This window comes from Pseudothauera lacus (genome assembly GCF_003034845.1).
Classification (GTDB): Bacteria; Pseudomonadota; Gammaproteobacteria; order Burkholderiales; family Rhodocyclaceae; genus Pseudothauera; species Pseudothauera lacus.
Genome location: NZ_PZKC01000011.1, coordinates 68183 through 83874 on the forward strand (window position 1 = coordinate 68183; position 15692 = coordinate 83874).

The 15692-nt window shown below is 69.0% G+C and carries 11 protein-coding genes; 2 read left to right on the forward strand and 9 right to left on the reverse strand.

Annotation, left to right across the window (positions count from 1 at the left end; all coding sequences use genetic code 11):
- Window positions 1-67 precede the first annotated feature (67 nt).
- The 7 genes from C8261_RS13215 to putA all read right to left on the reverse strand — a co-directional run bounded on the left by C8261_RS13215 (window position 68) and on the right by putA (window position 9840).
- Window positions 68-970: a DMT family transporter gene (locus C8261_RS13215; RefSeq protein WP_107494196.1), complete on the reverse strand. Its 903-nt coding sequence runs from the start codon at window positions 968-970 to the stop codon at window positions 68-70.
- An 81-nt stretch (window positions 971-1051) separates the two neighbouring features.
- On the reverse strand, window positions 1052-1765 hold the full coding sequence (locus tag C8261_RS13220; protein WP_107494258.1) for an ABC transporter ATP-binding protein: 714 nt from the start codon (window positions 1763-1765) through the stop codon (window positions 1052-1054).
- Window positions 1765-2601: an ABC transporter ATP-binding protein gene (locus C8261_RS13225; protein ID WP_107494197.1), complete on the reverse strand. Its 837-nt coding sequence runs from the start codon at window positions 2599-2601 to the stop codon at window positions 1765-1767. The genes C8261_RS13220 and C8261_RS13225 overlap by 1 nt, the downstream gene beginning before the upstream one ends.
- Window positions 2601-3914: a high-affinity branched-chain amino acid ABC transporter permease LivM gene (livM, locus tag C8261_RS13230; protein WP_107494198.1), complete on the reverse strand. Its 1314-nt coding sequence runs from the start codon at window positions 3912-3914 to the stop codon at window positions 2601-2603. Before livM ends, C8261_RS13225 begins: the two co-directional genes overlap by 1 nt.
- Window positions 3914-4828 carry an ABC transporter permease subunit gene (locus C8261_RS13235; protein WP_107494199.1) on the reverse strand — a complete coding sequence of 305 codons (915 nt, stop codon included), beginning with the start codon at window positions 4826-4828 and terminating at the stop codon, window positions 3914-3916. The genes livM and C8261_RS13235 overlap by 1 nt, the downstream gene beginning before the upstream one ends.
- Before the next feature lie 114 nt (window positions 4829-4942).
- The gene (locus C8261_RS13240) at window positions 4943-6037 is read right to left on the reverse strand and encodes a branched-chain amino acid ABC transporter substrate-binding protein (protein WP_107494259.1); all 1095 of its coding nucleotides are present in this window, start codon (window positions 6035-6037) and stop codon (window positions 4943-4945) included.
- A gap of 140 nt (window positions 6038-6177) precedes the next feature.
- A complete protein-coding gene (gene putA / locus C8261_RS13245) occupies window positions 6178-9840 on the reverse strand; it encodes a trifunctional transcriptional regulator/proline dehydrogenase/L-glutamate gamma-semialdehyde dehydrogenase (protein WP_107494200.1) in 3663 nt (1220 codons plus the stop codon).
- A gap of 167 nt (window positions 9841-10007) precedes the next feature.
- Here putA and C8261_RS13250 point away from each other — a divergent pair, with 167 nt between their 5' ends.
- Both C8261_RS13250 and C8261_RS13255 read left to right on the forward strand, forming a co-directional pair.
- Window positions 10008-10481 carry an Lrp/AsnC ligand binding domain-containing protein gene (locus C8261_RS13250; RefSeq protein ID WP_107494201.1) on the forward strand — a complete coding sequence of 158 codons (474 nt, stop codon included), beginning with the start codon at window positions 10008-10010 and terminating at the stop codon, window positions 10479-10481.
- Between the two features lie 109 nt (window positions 10482-10590).
- The gene (locus C8261_RS13255; protein ID WP_219905207.1) at window positions 10591-13503 is read left to right on the forward strand and encodes a transporter substrate-binding domain-containing diguanylate cyclase; all 2913 of its coding nucleotides are present in this window, start codon (window positions 10591-10593) and stop codon (window positions 13501-13503) included.
- Window positions 13504-13509: 6 nt separating this feature from the next.
- Here C8261_RS13255 and tgt read toward each other — a convergent pair whose 3' ends face one another.
- Both tgt and queA read right to left on the reverse strand, forming a co-directional pair.
- Window positions 13510-14622 (reverse strand): tRNA guanosine(34) transglycosylase Tgt, encoded by a 1113-nt coding sequence (tgt, locus tag C8261_RS13260; protein ID WP_107494202.1) that lies wholly within the window; start codon window positions 14620-14622, stop codon window positions 13510-13512.
- Window positions 14612-15661, reverse strand: a complete 1050-nt coding sequence (queA, locus tag C8261_RS13265; protein ID WP_107494261.1) for a tRNA preQ1(34) S-adenosylmethionine ribosyltransferase-isomerase QueA — start codon at window positions 15659-15661, stop codon at window positions 14612-14614. Before queA ends, tgt begins: the two co-directional genes overlap by 11 nt.
- Window positions 15662-15692: the final 31 nt, after the last annotated feature.

Below are 15692 nucleotides of genomic sequence, written 5' to 3' on the forward strand. Positions count from 1 at the left end.
TAGCAGTACCCCCGACCAGCCCGGGTGGGGTACACCGGAGGCAGGCGCCGCTTCGACCGCCGCCGGTTCAGCGGCGTTCCCCGCGCGCGGCGAGATAGATGCCGGCAAGCAGCAGTGTGAAGCCGGCAAGTTGCAGCGGTGCGAAGCCTTCGCCGAAGAACACCCAGGCCATCGCCGCGCTGCCCACCGGTTCGCCCAGCGTCACCACCGCCACGAAGGTGGCCGAAACATGGCGCAGTGACCAGTTGTAGGCGGTGTGGCCGAGCAGTTGCGGGCCCAGCGCCATGCCGGCGAGTACCGCCCAGGCCGCCAGGTTGTGCCCGCTGAGCGCGCTGCCGGCGAGCCCACTGGCGGCGAGCAGGAACAGCGCGGCGACGCCGTAGGCCAGCCAGATGTAGGCTGCCAGCCCGAGCCCGGCACGCAGGCGGCGGCCGATCAGCAGGTAGGCGGAAAAACACCACGAGCCGATCAGTGCGAGCAGGTTGCCGAACATCGGGTCGCTGCCTGCGCCGGCGTTCTGGCTGTCGCTCCAGAAGATCAGCAGGCTGCCGCCGAAGGACAGCGCGATGCCGCCCAGCATCATGCGGGTGGGGGCCTCGCGGAACAGCAGGAAGGAAGCCAGGCCGATCCACAGCGGATTGGTGGTCACCAGCGCGGTGCTGGAGGCCACCGAGGTGTATTCGAGCGAACTGATCCAGGTGGCGAAATGGGCGGCGAGGAAGAGCCCGGCGGCCAGCGCCATCAGCATCTGGCGGGCGCTCAGTGCGGCGAGGTCGCGGCGCGACTGGAGCAGCGCGATGGGGGTGACGATGAGCGCGGCGAGGCCCAGCCGCCAGGTAGCCACGACCAGCGAATCGACCCCCTCGGCCTGGGCGATGCGGGCGAAGATGGCACCGAAGGAAATGGCGGTGAGACCAAGGCCGAGGACGACGAAGGGCAGCCAGCGGGCGGGAGGTGTGGAAGGGTTCATGCAGTGGGGGTGGGGGTGGGGTGTATGACACGAAGCCCGTCGGCGCTGCCGCGGGCTCCGTGCCACTGCGGGCGCAGGGGCTTAGCCGTGGCCGCCTTCGAGGTAGGCGGCACGTACCTCGGGGCTGGCGAGCAGTTCGGCGCCGCTGCCGGCGAGGGTGATCTCGCCGTGCTGCAGCACGTAGCCGCGGTGGGCGACGCGCAGCGCCTGGTTGGCGTTCTGCTCGACGAGCAGGATGGTCATGCCGTGGTCGCGGTTGAGTTCGCGGACGATCTGGAAGATCCTGCGGATGTAGATCGGCGCCAGCCCCAGCGAGGGTTCGTCGAGCAGCAGCAGCTTCGGCCGGCTCATCAGCGCGCGGCCGATGGCGAGCATCTGCTGCTCGCCGCCCGACAGCGTGCCGGCGCGCTGCGCTTCGCGCTCCTGCAGGATCGGGAACATCGCATACACCCGCGCGATGTCGGCGTCGTAGTTGGCCGGGTCGGCGTGCACCGCACCCATCTGCAGGTTCTCCAGCACCGTCATGCGCGCGAAGATGCGCCGCCCCTCCGGCACCAGGGCGATGCCGCGGCGGGCGATCTCGTGGGTGCCGAGGCGGGTGATGTCCTCGCCGTCGAAGACGATGCGCCCGGCGCTGGCCTTGGGGCTGCCGAACAGGCTCATCATCAGCGTGGACTTGCCGGCGCCGTTGGCGCCGATCAGGGTGACGATCTCGCCGACCTGCACCGCCACGTCGATGCCGCGCAGCGCGTGGATGTGGCCGTAGTGGGCATGCACCCCTTCCATGCTCAGCATCATGATGCGCGCGCCTCCGTAAATGCCTCCATGGCTTCTTCTTCCTCGTCCTCGCCCAGATAGGCCTTGATCACGTGCGGGTCGTTCTTCACCGCCTCCGGCGTGCCTTCGGCGATCTTGCGGCCGTAGTTGATCACGCAGATGTGGTCGGAGACGTTCATCACCACGCTCATGTCGTGCTCGATGAGCAGGATCGCCACCCCCTGTTCGCGGCACAGGTAGAGCAGCAACTCGTTGAGCTCGGCCGATTCGCGCGGGTTGAGGCCGGCGGCCGGCTCATCCAGACACAGCAGCACCGGATCCACGCACAGCGCGCGGGCGATTTCGATGCGCCGCTGGGTGCCGTAGGGCAGGTCGCCGGCGGCGTGGTCGGCAAAGCGGGTGAGCTGCAGGCGCTCCAGCCAGGTCGCTGCGCGCGTTACCGCCGCGCGCTCGGCGCGGCGGTAGCCGGGCAGGCTGAAGAGGCCGGCGAGCGAGAAGCGCGAGGCGCGCTGCAGCACGTTGTGCTGGGCGACGATGAGGTTCTCCAGCACCGTCATCTTGGGGAACAGGCGGATGTTCTGGAAGGTCCGCACGACCTGGGCGTCGCGTGCCACGCGGTGGCTGGGCAGCTTCTCCAGGTGCATCTCGCCGCGCTGCGGATGGGCCAGGCGCAATGTGCCGGTGGTGGGTTTGTAGAACCCGGTGAGGCAGTTGAACAGCGTGGTCTTGCCCGCGCCGTTGGGACCGATGATGCCGGTTATCTTGCCGGCCGGTACTTCCAGCGAGAGGTCGTCGATGGCGGTGAGGCCGCCGAAGCGCATGCTCAGGTTGCGCACCGAAAGCAGCGTGCTCATCAGGCACCTCCCCTGGCGGCCTTGCCGTCGGCGGACAGGCGCAGTGTCGGTTCGCGGTGGGCGAGCAGACCGCCCGGGCGCCACACCATGATCAGCACCATCGCCATGCCGAAGAGCAGCATGCGGTACTCGGCGAAGTTGCGCCCGAACTCGGGGATCAGTACCAGCAGCGTCGCTGCCAGCACCACGCCCATCTGCGAGCCCATGCCGCCCAGCACGACGATGGCAAGGATGATCGCCGACTCGGTGAAGGTGAAGCTCTCCGGCGAGATGAAGCCCTGGCGTGCGGCGAAGAACACCCCGGCGAAGCCGCCCAGCATGGCGCCGATGGCGAAGGCCGAGAGCTTGATGTTGGTGGTGTTCATGCCCATCGCCTTGCAGGCGATCTCGTCCTCGCGCAGCGCCTCCCAGGCACGTCCCACCGGCAGCTTGCGCAGACGCGAGACGAAGACGTGGGTGAGCAGGGCGAGCACCAGGATCAGGTAGTAGAGGAAGATCAGCCGGTGCATGGCGGAGAATTCGAGACCGAAGAAGCTGGCGAAGCTGTCGCTGCCTTCGGCGGGCCTGCGGGTGAATTCGAGGCCGAAGAAGCTCGGCCGCGGAATCGAGCTGATGCCGTTGGGGCCGCCGGAAAACTCGGTCCAGTTGACCAGAATGACGCGGATGATCTCGCCGAAACCCAGTGTGACGATGGCCAGGTAGTCGCCGCGCAGGCGCAGGATGGGGTAGCCGAGGAGAATGCCGAAACCGGCCGCGAGCGCGCCCGATACCGGCAGCGCCTCCCAGAAGCTCCAGCCGTACTGGGTGGACAGCAGGGCGTAGGAGTACGCGCCGACGGCATAGAAGGCGACATACCCGAGGTCGAGCAGGCCGGCCAGCCCGACGACGACGTTGAGGCCCCAGCCCAGCATCACGTAGATCAGCACCGTGGTGGCGGTGTCGACGACGTAGCGGTTGTCGGAGAACACGATGGGCAGCGCTACCGAGGCGCCCAGCGCCAGCCAGCCGAGCACGTTGACCACCTGCTGGGCGCGACCGCCGGCGTTGCCGGCAGCGGCGCGCTGGCGGGCCAGTTTGCGGCCCTTGAGGTGGTCCACCGCCCAGCGCAGGACCAGACGGCCGCCAAAGGCGGCGACCACCGCCATGGCGAGGAGGCCGAAGCGGGTATCGACGGCGAGGCGGCCGCCGACGTCGACAGTGGTCAGGCCGATCAGCGGAATGCCGAGGATGAGCGCGACGAAGGCGATCCAGCCGGCGTCGCGCAGGCGCTCGGTGGGGGTCAGCTGGTGGTGGGCGAAGACGACGGCGCTCATCAGACCTTCTCCACTTCAGGCCGGCCGAGCAGTCCCGAGGGGCGCAGCATCAGCACCAGGCAGAGGATGCCGAAGGTGGCCACATCCTTGTATTCCGCCCACAGGTAGGCGGCCCAGAAGGCTTCGATGAGGCCGATCAGCAGGCCGCCGAGCATGGCGCCGGGCAGCGAGCCGATGCCGCCCAGCACCGCCGCGGTGAAGGCCTTGATGCCGGCGAGGAAACCGATGAAGAAGTCCACCACGCCGTAGTACACGGTGACCATCACCCCGGCCACCGCGGCCAGTGCCGCGCCGAGCATGAAGGTGAAGGAGATGGTGCGGTCCACATTCACGCCGAGCAGCGCGGCCATGCCGCGGTCCTGCTCGCAGGCGCGTTGCTGGCGGCCGAAGGCGGTCTGGGTGATCATCCAGGTGAAGGCGATCATCAGTGCCACGGTGGTGACGATGATCAGCAACTGGGTCCAGCCGATCTGTACGGTGAACGCCGGCGTGCTCCACAGCTCCACGCCGCCCTCGATGACCGGCGGAATGGGCTTTACCCGTGCGCCCTGGGTGAGCTGCACGGCGTTCTGCAGGAAGATCGACATGCCGATTGCGGAGATCAGCGGGGCCAGCCGGGTAGAACCGCGCAGCGGGCGGTAGGCGGTGCGTTCCACTGCCCAGCCATAGGCCGAGGTGAAGAAGATCGCCACGATGAGCACGAAGGTCAGCGCCAGCGGGATGGAGGTGACGTCGGCGGCGGCGAGCAGGGTGAAGGCGGTGATGGCGATGAACGCACTCACCATGAAGATGTCGCCGTGGGCGAAGTTGATCATGCCGATGATGCCGTACACCATCGTGTAGCCGATGGCGATGAGGCCGTACATGGCTCCCAGGGTAAGGCCGTTGATGAGTTGTTGCAGTGCGTAGGCCACGCTTGTCTCCTGCTGTGGCGGCGCACGACGGCCGCCCGATCGTGTCGGGAGGCCGTGCGCAGTTGTAGTTTGGTGAAGCGCCGCCGCGGCGGACGGCGCGCTGACGGCGGGTTGTTACCTTGCGTAGTCGTACTGGCCACCCTGCCAGCGATAGACGACGAAGCCCGGCGCCTTCTGGTCGCCCTTGGCGTCAAAGGACAGGGTGCCGATGACGGTGTTGAAGCTGCCGTTGCGCATTGCGCGCTCGAGGGCGTCATAGTCGGTGCTGCCGGCGGCCTTGGCGGCCTGCTCGAAGAGCTGGAAGGCGGCGTAGGCGTAGAGCACGTAACCTTCCGGCTCGATCTTCGCGGCGCGGAACTTCTCCACCACCGGGGCGGCTTCGGGATTCTTGCGCGGATCCGGGGAGAAGGTGAACAGCACGTTGTCGGCGGCCGGGCCGGCGGCGGTGACCAGTTCCGAGTTGGTCAGGGTGTCGCCGCCCATGACGGTGAGCTGCAGGCCGGCAGCCTGGGCCTGGCGCAGGATGAGCGCGACCTCGGTGTGATAGCCGCCATAGGCGATCACTTCCACGCCGGCGGCCTTGAGCTTGGTGACCAGGCCGGAGTAGTCCTTCTCGCCGGCGGTGATGGCCTCGCGCAGGGTCGGGCTCATCCCGGCGGCAGTCATCGCCTTGGCGATCTCGTCGGCCAGGCCCTTGCCGTAGGCGCTCTTGTCATCGACCACGGCGACCTTCCTGCCCTTGAAGGTTTCGGCGATGTACTGCCCGGCGACCATGCCCTGCTGGTCGTCGCGGCCCATGATGCGGAAGATGTTGTCGAGCCCGCGCTCGGTGACCTGCGGGTTGGTCGACACCGTGGCCATCAGGATGTCGACCTCGTTATAGACCTCGGAGGCCGGGATGGTGGAGCTGGAGCACCAGTGCCCGTGCATGAAGACGATCTTGCGATTGACCATGGTGTTGGCGACCGACACGGCCTGCTTGGGGTCGCAGGCATCGTCGCCGACTTCGAGCCTGAGGCGCTCGCCGAGCACGCCGCCACGCGCATTGATGTCGGCAATGGCCATCTCGGCGCCGCGGCGGATCTGGTCGCCAGCCGAGGCGTACTGGCCGGTCATCGGCCCGGCGATGGCCACCGCCAGATCGGCCAGGGCAGGCTGGGAAAGGGCGCCAAGTGCCAGGCAGGCGGTGGCGAGCAGGGTCTTCTTCATCATCGATGCGTCTCCTTGGTGGTAACGGTACGAATCCCGATTCAGGTCGGCGGCGCCGCCTCCGGGTCGAGATTCGCGCCCGGCAAAGGTAAGCGAAATTAACAATAATGCAATCCGTGTTGCCCCTATCCCCGGGGGTCTCAGCCGCTCATCGCCATCAGGCTGGCGTTGCCGCCGGCGGCCGCGGTATTGATGCTCAGCGTGCGCTCGTGGACCAGCCGCGCGGGGTCGTACTCGGGCTGCGGATGCAGCACGCCGACGATGGGGCCGGGGCGTGCGGCCATCTGCGTGCGCCAGTGCGTGGCCTCGTCATCGGTGGTGTCGCAGAGGAGGGCACCGAAATCCTGCGTCTGCCAGTCGGCGCGCACTTCCAGGTGTCTGCCGAGGGCGTCCGGCAGGGCGCCGGCGAGGCGGCGGGTGGCGGCGTTGTCGTCGACCAGCAGGCGGTTGCCGGTGGCCAGCGCGGCAAGGAGCTGGTGCACCCGGCCGGCATCGCTGTTGGCGACGGCCGCGATCAGGCCGCGGGGGACGAAGCGCAGGCTGTTGTCTTCGCCGGTCGGCCCCGGCAGGGTGAGCGGCAGGCCGTCGATGCGGCGCGTGCGGTAGGCGTCCAGGCGGTCGCGCAGCACGGCGATGTCGTCACCCTCGAGCAGCGCGCGGCCGTCGCGCTCCAGCCATTCGGCGAAGGCGTCGAGCGCCGGCAACTCTGCGGCGGGGCGCTCGAACACCGGGCCGGGCGTGCGCGCCAGCAGGCGGTGCAGGTAGAGCGGGCCGCCGGCCTTGGGGCCGGTGCCGGACAGGCCTTCGCCGCCAAAGGGCTGCACACCGACCACTGCGCCGATCATGTTGCGGTTCACGTACAGGTTGCCGACATGTGCGCGCGTCACCACGCGGGCGATGGTCTCGTCGATGCGGGTATGCACCCCCATGGTCAGGCCGTAGCCACTGGCGTTGATGCTGTCCACCAGGCGCTCCAGGTCGCGCTCGCGGAAGCGCAGCACATGCAGGATGGGACCGAACTGCTCGCGCCCGAGGCGGGCGAGGTCGTCGATCTCGATGATGGTCGGCGCCACATAGGTGCCGCGGGCGCAGTCGGCAGGCAGGGCCGGGCGGGTGACCCGGCAGCCGGCGACCTGCATCGCGGCGACGTGGGCTTCCAGCCCGTCGCGGGCGTCCATGTCGATCACCGGGCCGACGTCGCGGCGCACGTCGGCCGGGTTGCCGATGCTCAGTTCCTGCGCGGCGCCCTGCAGCATCTCCAGCATGCCGTCGGCCACGTCTTCCTGCAGGCACAGCACGCGCAGCGCCGAGCAGCGCTGGCCGGCGGAGTCGAAGCTGGACGCGAGCACGTCGGCCACCACCTGCTCGGGCAGCGCGGTGGAATCCACGATCATGGCGTTCTGCCCGCCGGTCTCGGCGATCAGCGGCACGTTGCCACCGCGTGCGGCGAGCTGGCGGTTGATCAGCGCGGCCACTTCGGTGGAGCCGGTGAACATCACCCCGCGTACGCGCGGGTCGGCCACCAGCGCGGCGCCGACGGTCTCACCGCGCCCGGGCAGCAGCTGCAGCGCGCCGGCCGGCACGCCGGCTTCATGGAACAGGCGCACCGCGGCGGCGGCGATCAGCGGGGTCTGCTCGGCCGGTTTGGCGATCACCGGGTTGCCGGCGGCCAGTGCCGCGGCGAGCTGGCCGGTGAAGATGGCGAGTGGGAAGTTCCACGGGCTGATGCACACCACCGGGCCCAGCGACTGGTGGGTGCCGTTGTCGAATTCGCGTGCCTGGGCGGCGTAGTAGCGGCAGAAGTCCACCGCCTCGCGCAGCTCGGCGACCGCGTTGGCCCAGGTCTTGCCCGCCTCGCGCACCGCCAGCGCCATCAGCTGGTCGCCGTCACGCTCCAGCAGGTCGGCGGCGCGCGCCAGGCAGTCGGCGCGCTCGGCCGGCGGACGGGCGGCCCAGGCGGGGGCGGCGGCGCTGGCTGCGGCAAGGGCGGCTTCGACTTCGGCGGTGCCGGCTTCGATGACCTCGCCGACGATGTCGTCATGGTCGGCGGGGTTGGGTACGGCGCGCGCGGTGGCGCTGCCGGCCACCGCCTCGGCCAGCATCGGCCCGGCTTGCGCGGGAACGCTGCGGCTGGCGGCCAGCGCGGCGGCGATGCGTGCGCGCACGGTTTCGGAGGCCAGGTCGACGCCCGCGGAGTTGGCCCGCGCAGCGCCGTAGAGCTCGGCCGGCAGCGGGATGCGCGGGTGCGGGGCGCCGTTGAGCGGCGCGGCCTCGGCCACCGGGTCGGCGATCAGCGCCTCGACCGGGATGTTCTCGTCCACGATGCGGTTCACGAAGCTCGAGTTGGCGCCGTTTTCCAGCAGGCGGCGGACCAGGTAGGCGAGCAGGGTCTCGTGGCTGCCGACCGGGGCGTAGATGCGCACCAGGCGGCGCAGCTCGGGGTTGCCGACCAGCTGGTCGTAGAGCGGCTCGCCCATGCCGTGCAGGCACTGGAACTCGTAGTCGCCCTGGGCATAGCCGTCGCCCGCGAGGTGGAATACCGCCGCCAGGGTGTGGGCGTTGTGGGTGGCGAACTGCGGGTAGATGGCGTCGCGTGCGCCGAGCAGCTTGCGGGCGCAGGCCAGATACGACACGTCGGTGTACACCTTGCGGGTGAACACCGGGTAGCCGGCCATGCCGTCCATCTGCGCGCGCTTGATCTCGGCATCCCAGTAGGCGCCCTTGACCAGCCGCACCATGATGCGGCGGCCACTGGCGCGGGCGAGGTCGATGATCCAGTCGAGCACGAAGGGCGCGCGCTTCTGGTAGGCCTGCACCACGAAGCCCAGACCGTTCCAGCCGGCCAGTGCCGGGTCGTGCGCAAGCGCTTCGAGCAGATCCAGCGAGAGGTCCAGGCGGTCGGCCTCCTCGGCGTCGATGTTGAGGCCGATGTCGTACTGGCGGGCGAGCAGGCAAAGGTCCTTCATGCGCGCCAGCAGTTCGCCCATCACGCGCTCGCGCTGCGCCCACACGTAGCGCGGGTGCAGGGCGGAGAGCTTGACCGAGATGCCGTTGCCGTCGATCGTGCCGCGCCCGGCCGAGCCCTTGCCGATGGCGTGGATCGCCTCCACGTAGGAGCGGTAGTAGCGCTCGGCGTCGGCCGCGGTCATCGCCGCCTCGCCCAGCATGTCGAAGGAGTAGCGGTAGCCGCGCTTCTCGGCGCTGCGGCCGCGGTCGAGCGCCTCATCGATGGTGCGCCCGGTGACGAACTGCTCGCCCAGCATGCGCATCGCCAGGTCCATGCCCTTGCGGATCAGCGGCTCGCCGCCGCGCGCGAGCAGGCGGGTGAGCGCGCTGGCCAGACCTTCTGCGCTGGGGGTGGCCACCAGACGGCCGGTGATCAGCAGGCCCCAGGTGGCGGCATTGACGAACAGCGAGGGGCTGTTGCCAATGTGCGAGCGCCAGTCGCCGCCGGCCAGCTTGTCGCGGATCAGGCGGTCGGCGGTGGCACGGTCAGGCACGCGCAGCAGCGCTTCGGCCAGGCACATCAGCGCCACGCCTTCCTGGCTGGACAGCGAGAATTCCTTCATCAACGCATCCACGCCGGAGGAGCGCACCCGCCTGGCGCGCAGCCCGCTGACCAGCATGTGGGCAAGGCTGCCGATGCGGGCCTGGAGGGCGGCGTCGACGCGTGCCGCGCTGACCAGCGGTGGCACGCACTCGGGTTCCGGGGTGCGCCACGCAGCGTCGATCTGCAGGCGGGCAGGCGCGCGTGGCGCGGCGGGCAGCGCGGCGGCGGCGGGGAAGGACACAGGCGTGTTCACGACTCGGGCTCCATCACTGAGGGCGGCGGCAGGTCGGCTGTCACCGGAAGTTCAAGTGGCTGAAATATGAGCGAACAACAACAGTTTATGGCGCCAAAAATTCATTTTATTCAGCCATAATTCCTGTACTGAATACATAACGCAGGCGGAAAGCCTGCTGCGCCGCAATGGACCGTATCGATCTGAGGATTCTCGCCGAACTGCAGGCAAACGCCCGGCTGTCGCTGGTCGAACTGTCGCGCCGGGTCGGGCTTACCAAGACGCCGTGCGCGGAGCGCATCCGCCGGCTGGAGAAGGCCGGGGTGATCCGTGGCTATCACGCCGATCTCGATCCGGAGGCGATGGACGCCGGTCACATCGTCATCGTCCAGGTTCTGCTGACCAGTACCACCGCGCATGACCTGCGGCGCTTCAACGAGGCGGTGATGCGCATCGCGGAGATCCAGTCCTGCCACATGATCGCCGGCGACTTCGACTACCTGCTCAAGGTGCGCACCCGCGACATCCACGAATACCGCCGGGTGATGGGGGAGAAGATCTCCGAACTGCCCTGCGTCAAGCAGACCCACACCTATGTGGTGATGGAGAACGTCAAGGACGAGTCCGGGGTGCCGGTGCCTGTCCGCGGCCCTGGACCGTGACGCAAGTCACAGGGCTGCTCCGCGCCGTGTCCCTGGCCTGGCGCAGAGGCCGACGGCGGCGCCGGGATGGCGCTATGCTTGCGCCGTTGCCCATCGACCGGGTTCGCCAATGCGCCGCTTCTCCGTCTTCTGCCGAGTATTGACCTGTCTGTGTGCCTGGTTGCTGGCCGTCCTGCCGGCCCAGGCCTTCGCGATGGCTGAGGGGGCGTCCGCGGCGCAGGGGCGCAAGGTGCTCACTGTTGGCGTGATTGCCGACAACGAACCGTACTCCTCGGTCGATGGGGGGACGCCGAGCGGTTTCTCCATCGACGTGCTCGAAGAGGTCGCGGCGCACGCCGGACTGCGTTTCAGCTACCGCGCCGGCAGCTGGCCGGAGATCTATCCGGCCTTCCTGCGTGGCGAGATCGATGTCATCGACGAGATCTCCTTCCGCGAGGAGCGCGCCGCGCTGATGCGGTTTACCGAGCCCTACCACTACCGCCAGACGGTGGTCATGCACGACGTCAACCGTCCCCTGCCGGCACTGGGGGCGGTGGAGGATCTGCGCCCCTATCGCGTCGGGGTGGTGCGCGACATCTACTACAAGAGCGAGCTGAGTGCGCGCGGCATTGCCGTCGTCGAGTACGACGGCCTGCCCAGCCTGGTGCGGGCGCTGGCCTTCGGCTGGGTGGACGCCATCGTCGGTCCCGAGGTGACGCTCAGCTACCACGCCCGTCGCGGCGGCTTCGGTCACCTGCGCGTGGCCGGCAGCGTTCCGATGGGCGGACTCGAGGTGGAGGACTTCCGCCTCGCCGTCCTGCCCGCCAACGCCTCCTTGCTCGAAGCGCTCTCCGCCGGCCTGGCGGCCATTCCGCCGCAGCGCATGGCGGAGATGCTGGAGCGCTGGCAGGAGTTCGGCGGGCAGGCGATCAGCGCACCGCAGGCCTACCGCCTCAGCGAGCAGCAGACGGCCTACATCCGCCGCCTCGGTCCGGTGCGCGTCGGCCTGATGCGTGATTACGCTCCCTTCAGCTTCGTCGATGGCGGCAAGGTGCAGGGCCTGGCGGTGGATGTGCTGGAGCGTGTGGCCGATCTGAGCGGGATGCAGGTGGTGACCGTGGCCGATCGCTGGACGGTGCTGCTCGATCTCTTCCAGCGTGGCGAGATCGATGTCATCGCCAACATCTCCGATCACCCCGCGCGCCGCGAGTTCACCCGTTACACCAGGCCCTACCACGTCATCCCCAACGTCGTCTTCAGCCGCGACCCCACGTTGCTCTACGAGCAGCCCGAGGACCTGCGCGGGCTGCGCATCGCGCTGGGCTCCGAGGTGTTCTACGAAGGCGCGGTGCGGCGCCAGTTCGGCGATTCGGTGGTGGGCTTCTCCTCGCAGCAGGCGATGTTCGGCGCCCTTGCCGAGGGCAGTGTGGACGTCGTCCTCGCCGCCCTGCCGAACGGCATGCACTGGGTGCGCGAACTGGGGCTGACCGACGTGCGGGTGGCGGGCGAGTTCAGCATGCCGGGGGTCGAGGGAGAGGATCTGCGCTTCGGCGTGCGGCCCGCGCTGGAGCCGCTGGCCCGCATCATGGACGATGCGCTGGCGGCGATCAGCCCGACCGAGCAGCGCACCATCGAGAACCGCTGGCTCGGCGCGAGCGCCGTGCGGGGGGAGGTCATGCAGCGCAGGCTGTCCTTCAGCGCTGCCGAAGAAGCCTATCTGGCGCAGCGCGGAGGGCGCTTGCGGGCGTGTGTGTCGCCGGCGTGGATGCCCATCGAGGGGCTGGATCGCCATGGCCGCCATGCCGGCATCGGCGCCGATTTCCTCGCGCTGTTCGAGGCGCGCAGCGGCATCGCCTTCGAGATCGTGCGCACGGCGACCTGGACGGAGTCCCTGGAGGCCGCCCAGGCAAGGCGTTGCGACATCTTGCCGATGGCGATGGAGACGCTCGACCGTCTTGCCTACCTGAACTTCAGCAGGCCTTACTTCAGTGTGCCGATGGTGCTGCTGGGGCGCGTCGAGGCACCTTTCGTCGACGGGCTCGATGAGCTCGACGGCCGCCCGGTCGGCGTGCTGCGTGGCCATGCCGCGGGCGAACTGCTGCGCGCACGCTACCCCGGCCTGCGCATTGTCGAGGTCGATGACGAGCTGGAGGGCTTGCGCCGTGTCCAGCGCGGCGAGCTTCACGGCTATGTCGGCAGCCTGATGTCGGTCAGCCACCTGCTGCAGGAGCATGGTCTGGCCGACATCAAGGTGCTTGCCCGCGTTCCGGGAGACGTCTTGCTCTCCGTCGCCACGCGCAACGACGAGCCGGCGCTGGCCTCGATTGCGCAGAAACTCGTCGATGCCGTCGGCGACGACGAGCGCCGGCAGATCGAGGCGCGCTGGCGTGCGGTCCGCCTCGAGCAGCGCGTTGATTACGCCCTGCTGTGGCAGTTGGGGGGCGGTGCGCTGCTCGGACTGGGCTTGCTGTTCGTGTGGAACCGCAAGCTCGGTGCGCTCAACCGGCGCCTTGAGGATGCCAATGCGGCGCTTGAGCGGGTCGCCCTCACCGACAGTCTCACCGGGGTAGGCAACCGCAAGTTCTTCGACCGCCATTTCGGCGCCACGATGCGCTGGTGCCAGCGCCATGAGCTGGTGTTCATGGTGGCGATGATCGATGTCGATCACTTCAAGGCCATCAACGACAACCACGGACACCAGATCGGCGACGACTGTCTGGTGGCGCTGGGCGCCTGCCTGCAGGCGCACCTGCGCCGCGAGAGCGACCATGTGGCGCGATTCGGCGGGGAGGAGTTCGTGGTCTTCTGCGCCCTTGCCGCCGGCGAGGATGCTCAGGCCTGGCTGGAAGCACTGCGGGTGAAGGTCGAGGCCTTGCGGGTGGCCTCGCCGGCGGGGGAACTGCGCTTTACCGTCAGCATCGGTTTTGCGGACGGTGTTCCCGGGCCTGCTGCGCGTGCCGAAGACTACCTCGCCCGTGCCGACCAAGCGCTTTACGAGGCCAAGCGCAACGGGCGCAATCGCTGCGTGCGCGCCTCCGCCTGAGGGCGTTCAGGCGGTGCCGGTGGCACGCTCGGCGCGGAAACGCGCCACGTAGTCGGCGAAGCGCCCGGCGGCGATGGCCTCGCGCAGTTCGGCGGTCAGGGTCTGGTAGTAGCGCAGGTTGTGCACGGTGTTGAGCATGCTGCCGAGGATCTCGCCGGTGCGATGCAGGTGGTGCAGATAGGCGCGGCTGAAGTTGCGGCAGGTGTAGCAGTCGCAGCTGGGGTCCAGCGGGCGGGTGTCGGCCTTGTGGATGGCGTTCTTGATTTTCAGATCGCCGTAGCGGGTGAACAGCCAGCCGTTGCGCGCGTTGCGCGTGGGCATCACGCAGTCGAACATGTCGATGCCGTTGGCGACGCCCTCGACGATGTCCTCCGGCGTGCCCACGCCCATCAGGTAGCGCGGCTTGCCGGCCGGCAGGCGCGGCGCGGTATGGGCGAGGATGCGCTGCATGTCTTCCTTGGGTTCGCCCACCGAGAGGCCGCCGATGGCGAAGCCGTGAAAGCCGATCTCTTCCAGCGCGGCCAGCGATTCGTCGCGCAGGTCCTCGTACATGCCGCCCTGCACGATGCCGAACAGCGCGTTGCCGTTGTGCAGGCGGTCGAACTCGTCGCGCGAGCGCCGCGCCCAGCGCTGCGACAGGCGCATGGACTTGGCGGCTTCGTCGCGGGTGGCGGGGTAGGGCGTGCATTCGTCGAAGATCATCACCACGTCGGAATCCAGCACGGTCTGGATCTGCATGGAGATTTCCGGGGTGAGGAAGAGCCGCGCGCCGTCGATCGGGCTGGCGAACTTCACCCCTTCCTCGCTGATCTTGCGCAGCGCGCCGAGGCTGAACACCTGGAAACCGCCCGAGTCGGTGAGGATGGGCTTCTCCCAGGCCATGAAACGGTGCAGCCCGCCGTGCGCGGCCACCACCTCCAGGCCCGGGCGCAGCCAGAGGTGGAAGGTGTTGCCCAGGCAGATCTGCGCGCCGATGCCGGCGAGCATGTCGGGGGTCATCGCCTTCACCGTGCCGTAGGTGCCCACCGGCATGAATACCGGGGTTTCGACGATGCCGTGGTTCAGGGTGAGGCGGCCGCGGCGCGCCCCGTCCGAGGTGGCGAGAAGCTCAAACTGCATCGTGTTCGGCGTCCGGGTTGCGGGTCAGGAACATGGCGTCGCCATAGCTGAAGAAGCGGTAGCGTTGTGCCACCGCGTGGGCGTAGGCGCGGCGGATGGTGGCCATCCCGGAGAAGGCCGAAACCAGCATCAGCAGGGTCGATTTGGGCAGGTGGAAATTGGTGATCAGCGCGTCGACGACCTGGAAGCGGAAGCCGGGCAGGATGAAGATCTCGGTCTCGCCAGCGCCGGCGGCCAGCGGGCCGTCCTGGGCCGCCGCCTCCAGCGCCCGCATGCTGGTGGTGCCGACCGCGATGACGCGGCCGCCGGCTGCGCGCGTTGCGGCGATGGCGGCCACGGTTTCGGCCGGGATGACGTAGCGCTCGGCGTGCATCTGGTGCTCGCCGAGGTCGTCCACGCGCACCGGCTGAAAGGTGCCGGCGCCGACGTGCAGGGTCAGCCAGGCGAGCTGCACGCCCTCGTCCTTGAGGTGGGCGAGGAGGGTGTCGTCGAAATGCAGGCCGGCGGTGGGGGCGGCAACCGAACCCGGTTCACGCGCATACACGGTCTGGTAGCGCGCTTCGTCGGCGTCACCGGCATCGCGGCGGATGTAGGGCGGCAGCGGCAGCTTGCCGTGGCGTTCGAGAAGTGCGAACAGATCCTCGGCAGCGGGAAAGCGCAGGTGGAAGAACTCGCCGACGCGGCCGAGCACCTCCACGTCGATGGCATCGGCCAGGTGCAGGTGGCTGCCGGCGCGCGGGCTCTTGCTGGCGCGCACCTGGGCAAGCGCCTCGTGCGGGCCGACGGCGCGTTCGATCAGTACCTCGACCTGGCCGCCGCTGTCCTTGACGCCATGCAGGCGGGCGTGGATCACGCGGGTGTCGTTGAACACCAGCAGGTCGCCGGCGCGCAGCAGTGCGGGCAGGTCGGTGAAGCTGCGGTCGACATCGGCGCCGCTGCCCACTTCCAGGAGCCGGCTGGCGCTGCGCTCGGGCAGGGGGGCCTGGGCGATCAGTTCCGCAGGGAGGTGGTAGTCGAAGTCTTCCAGGGTCAATGGCATGTGCTTGCCGCTCTCGGGGCTGTTCATGGAT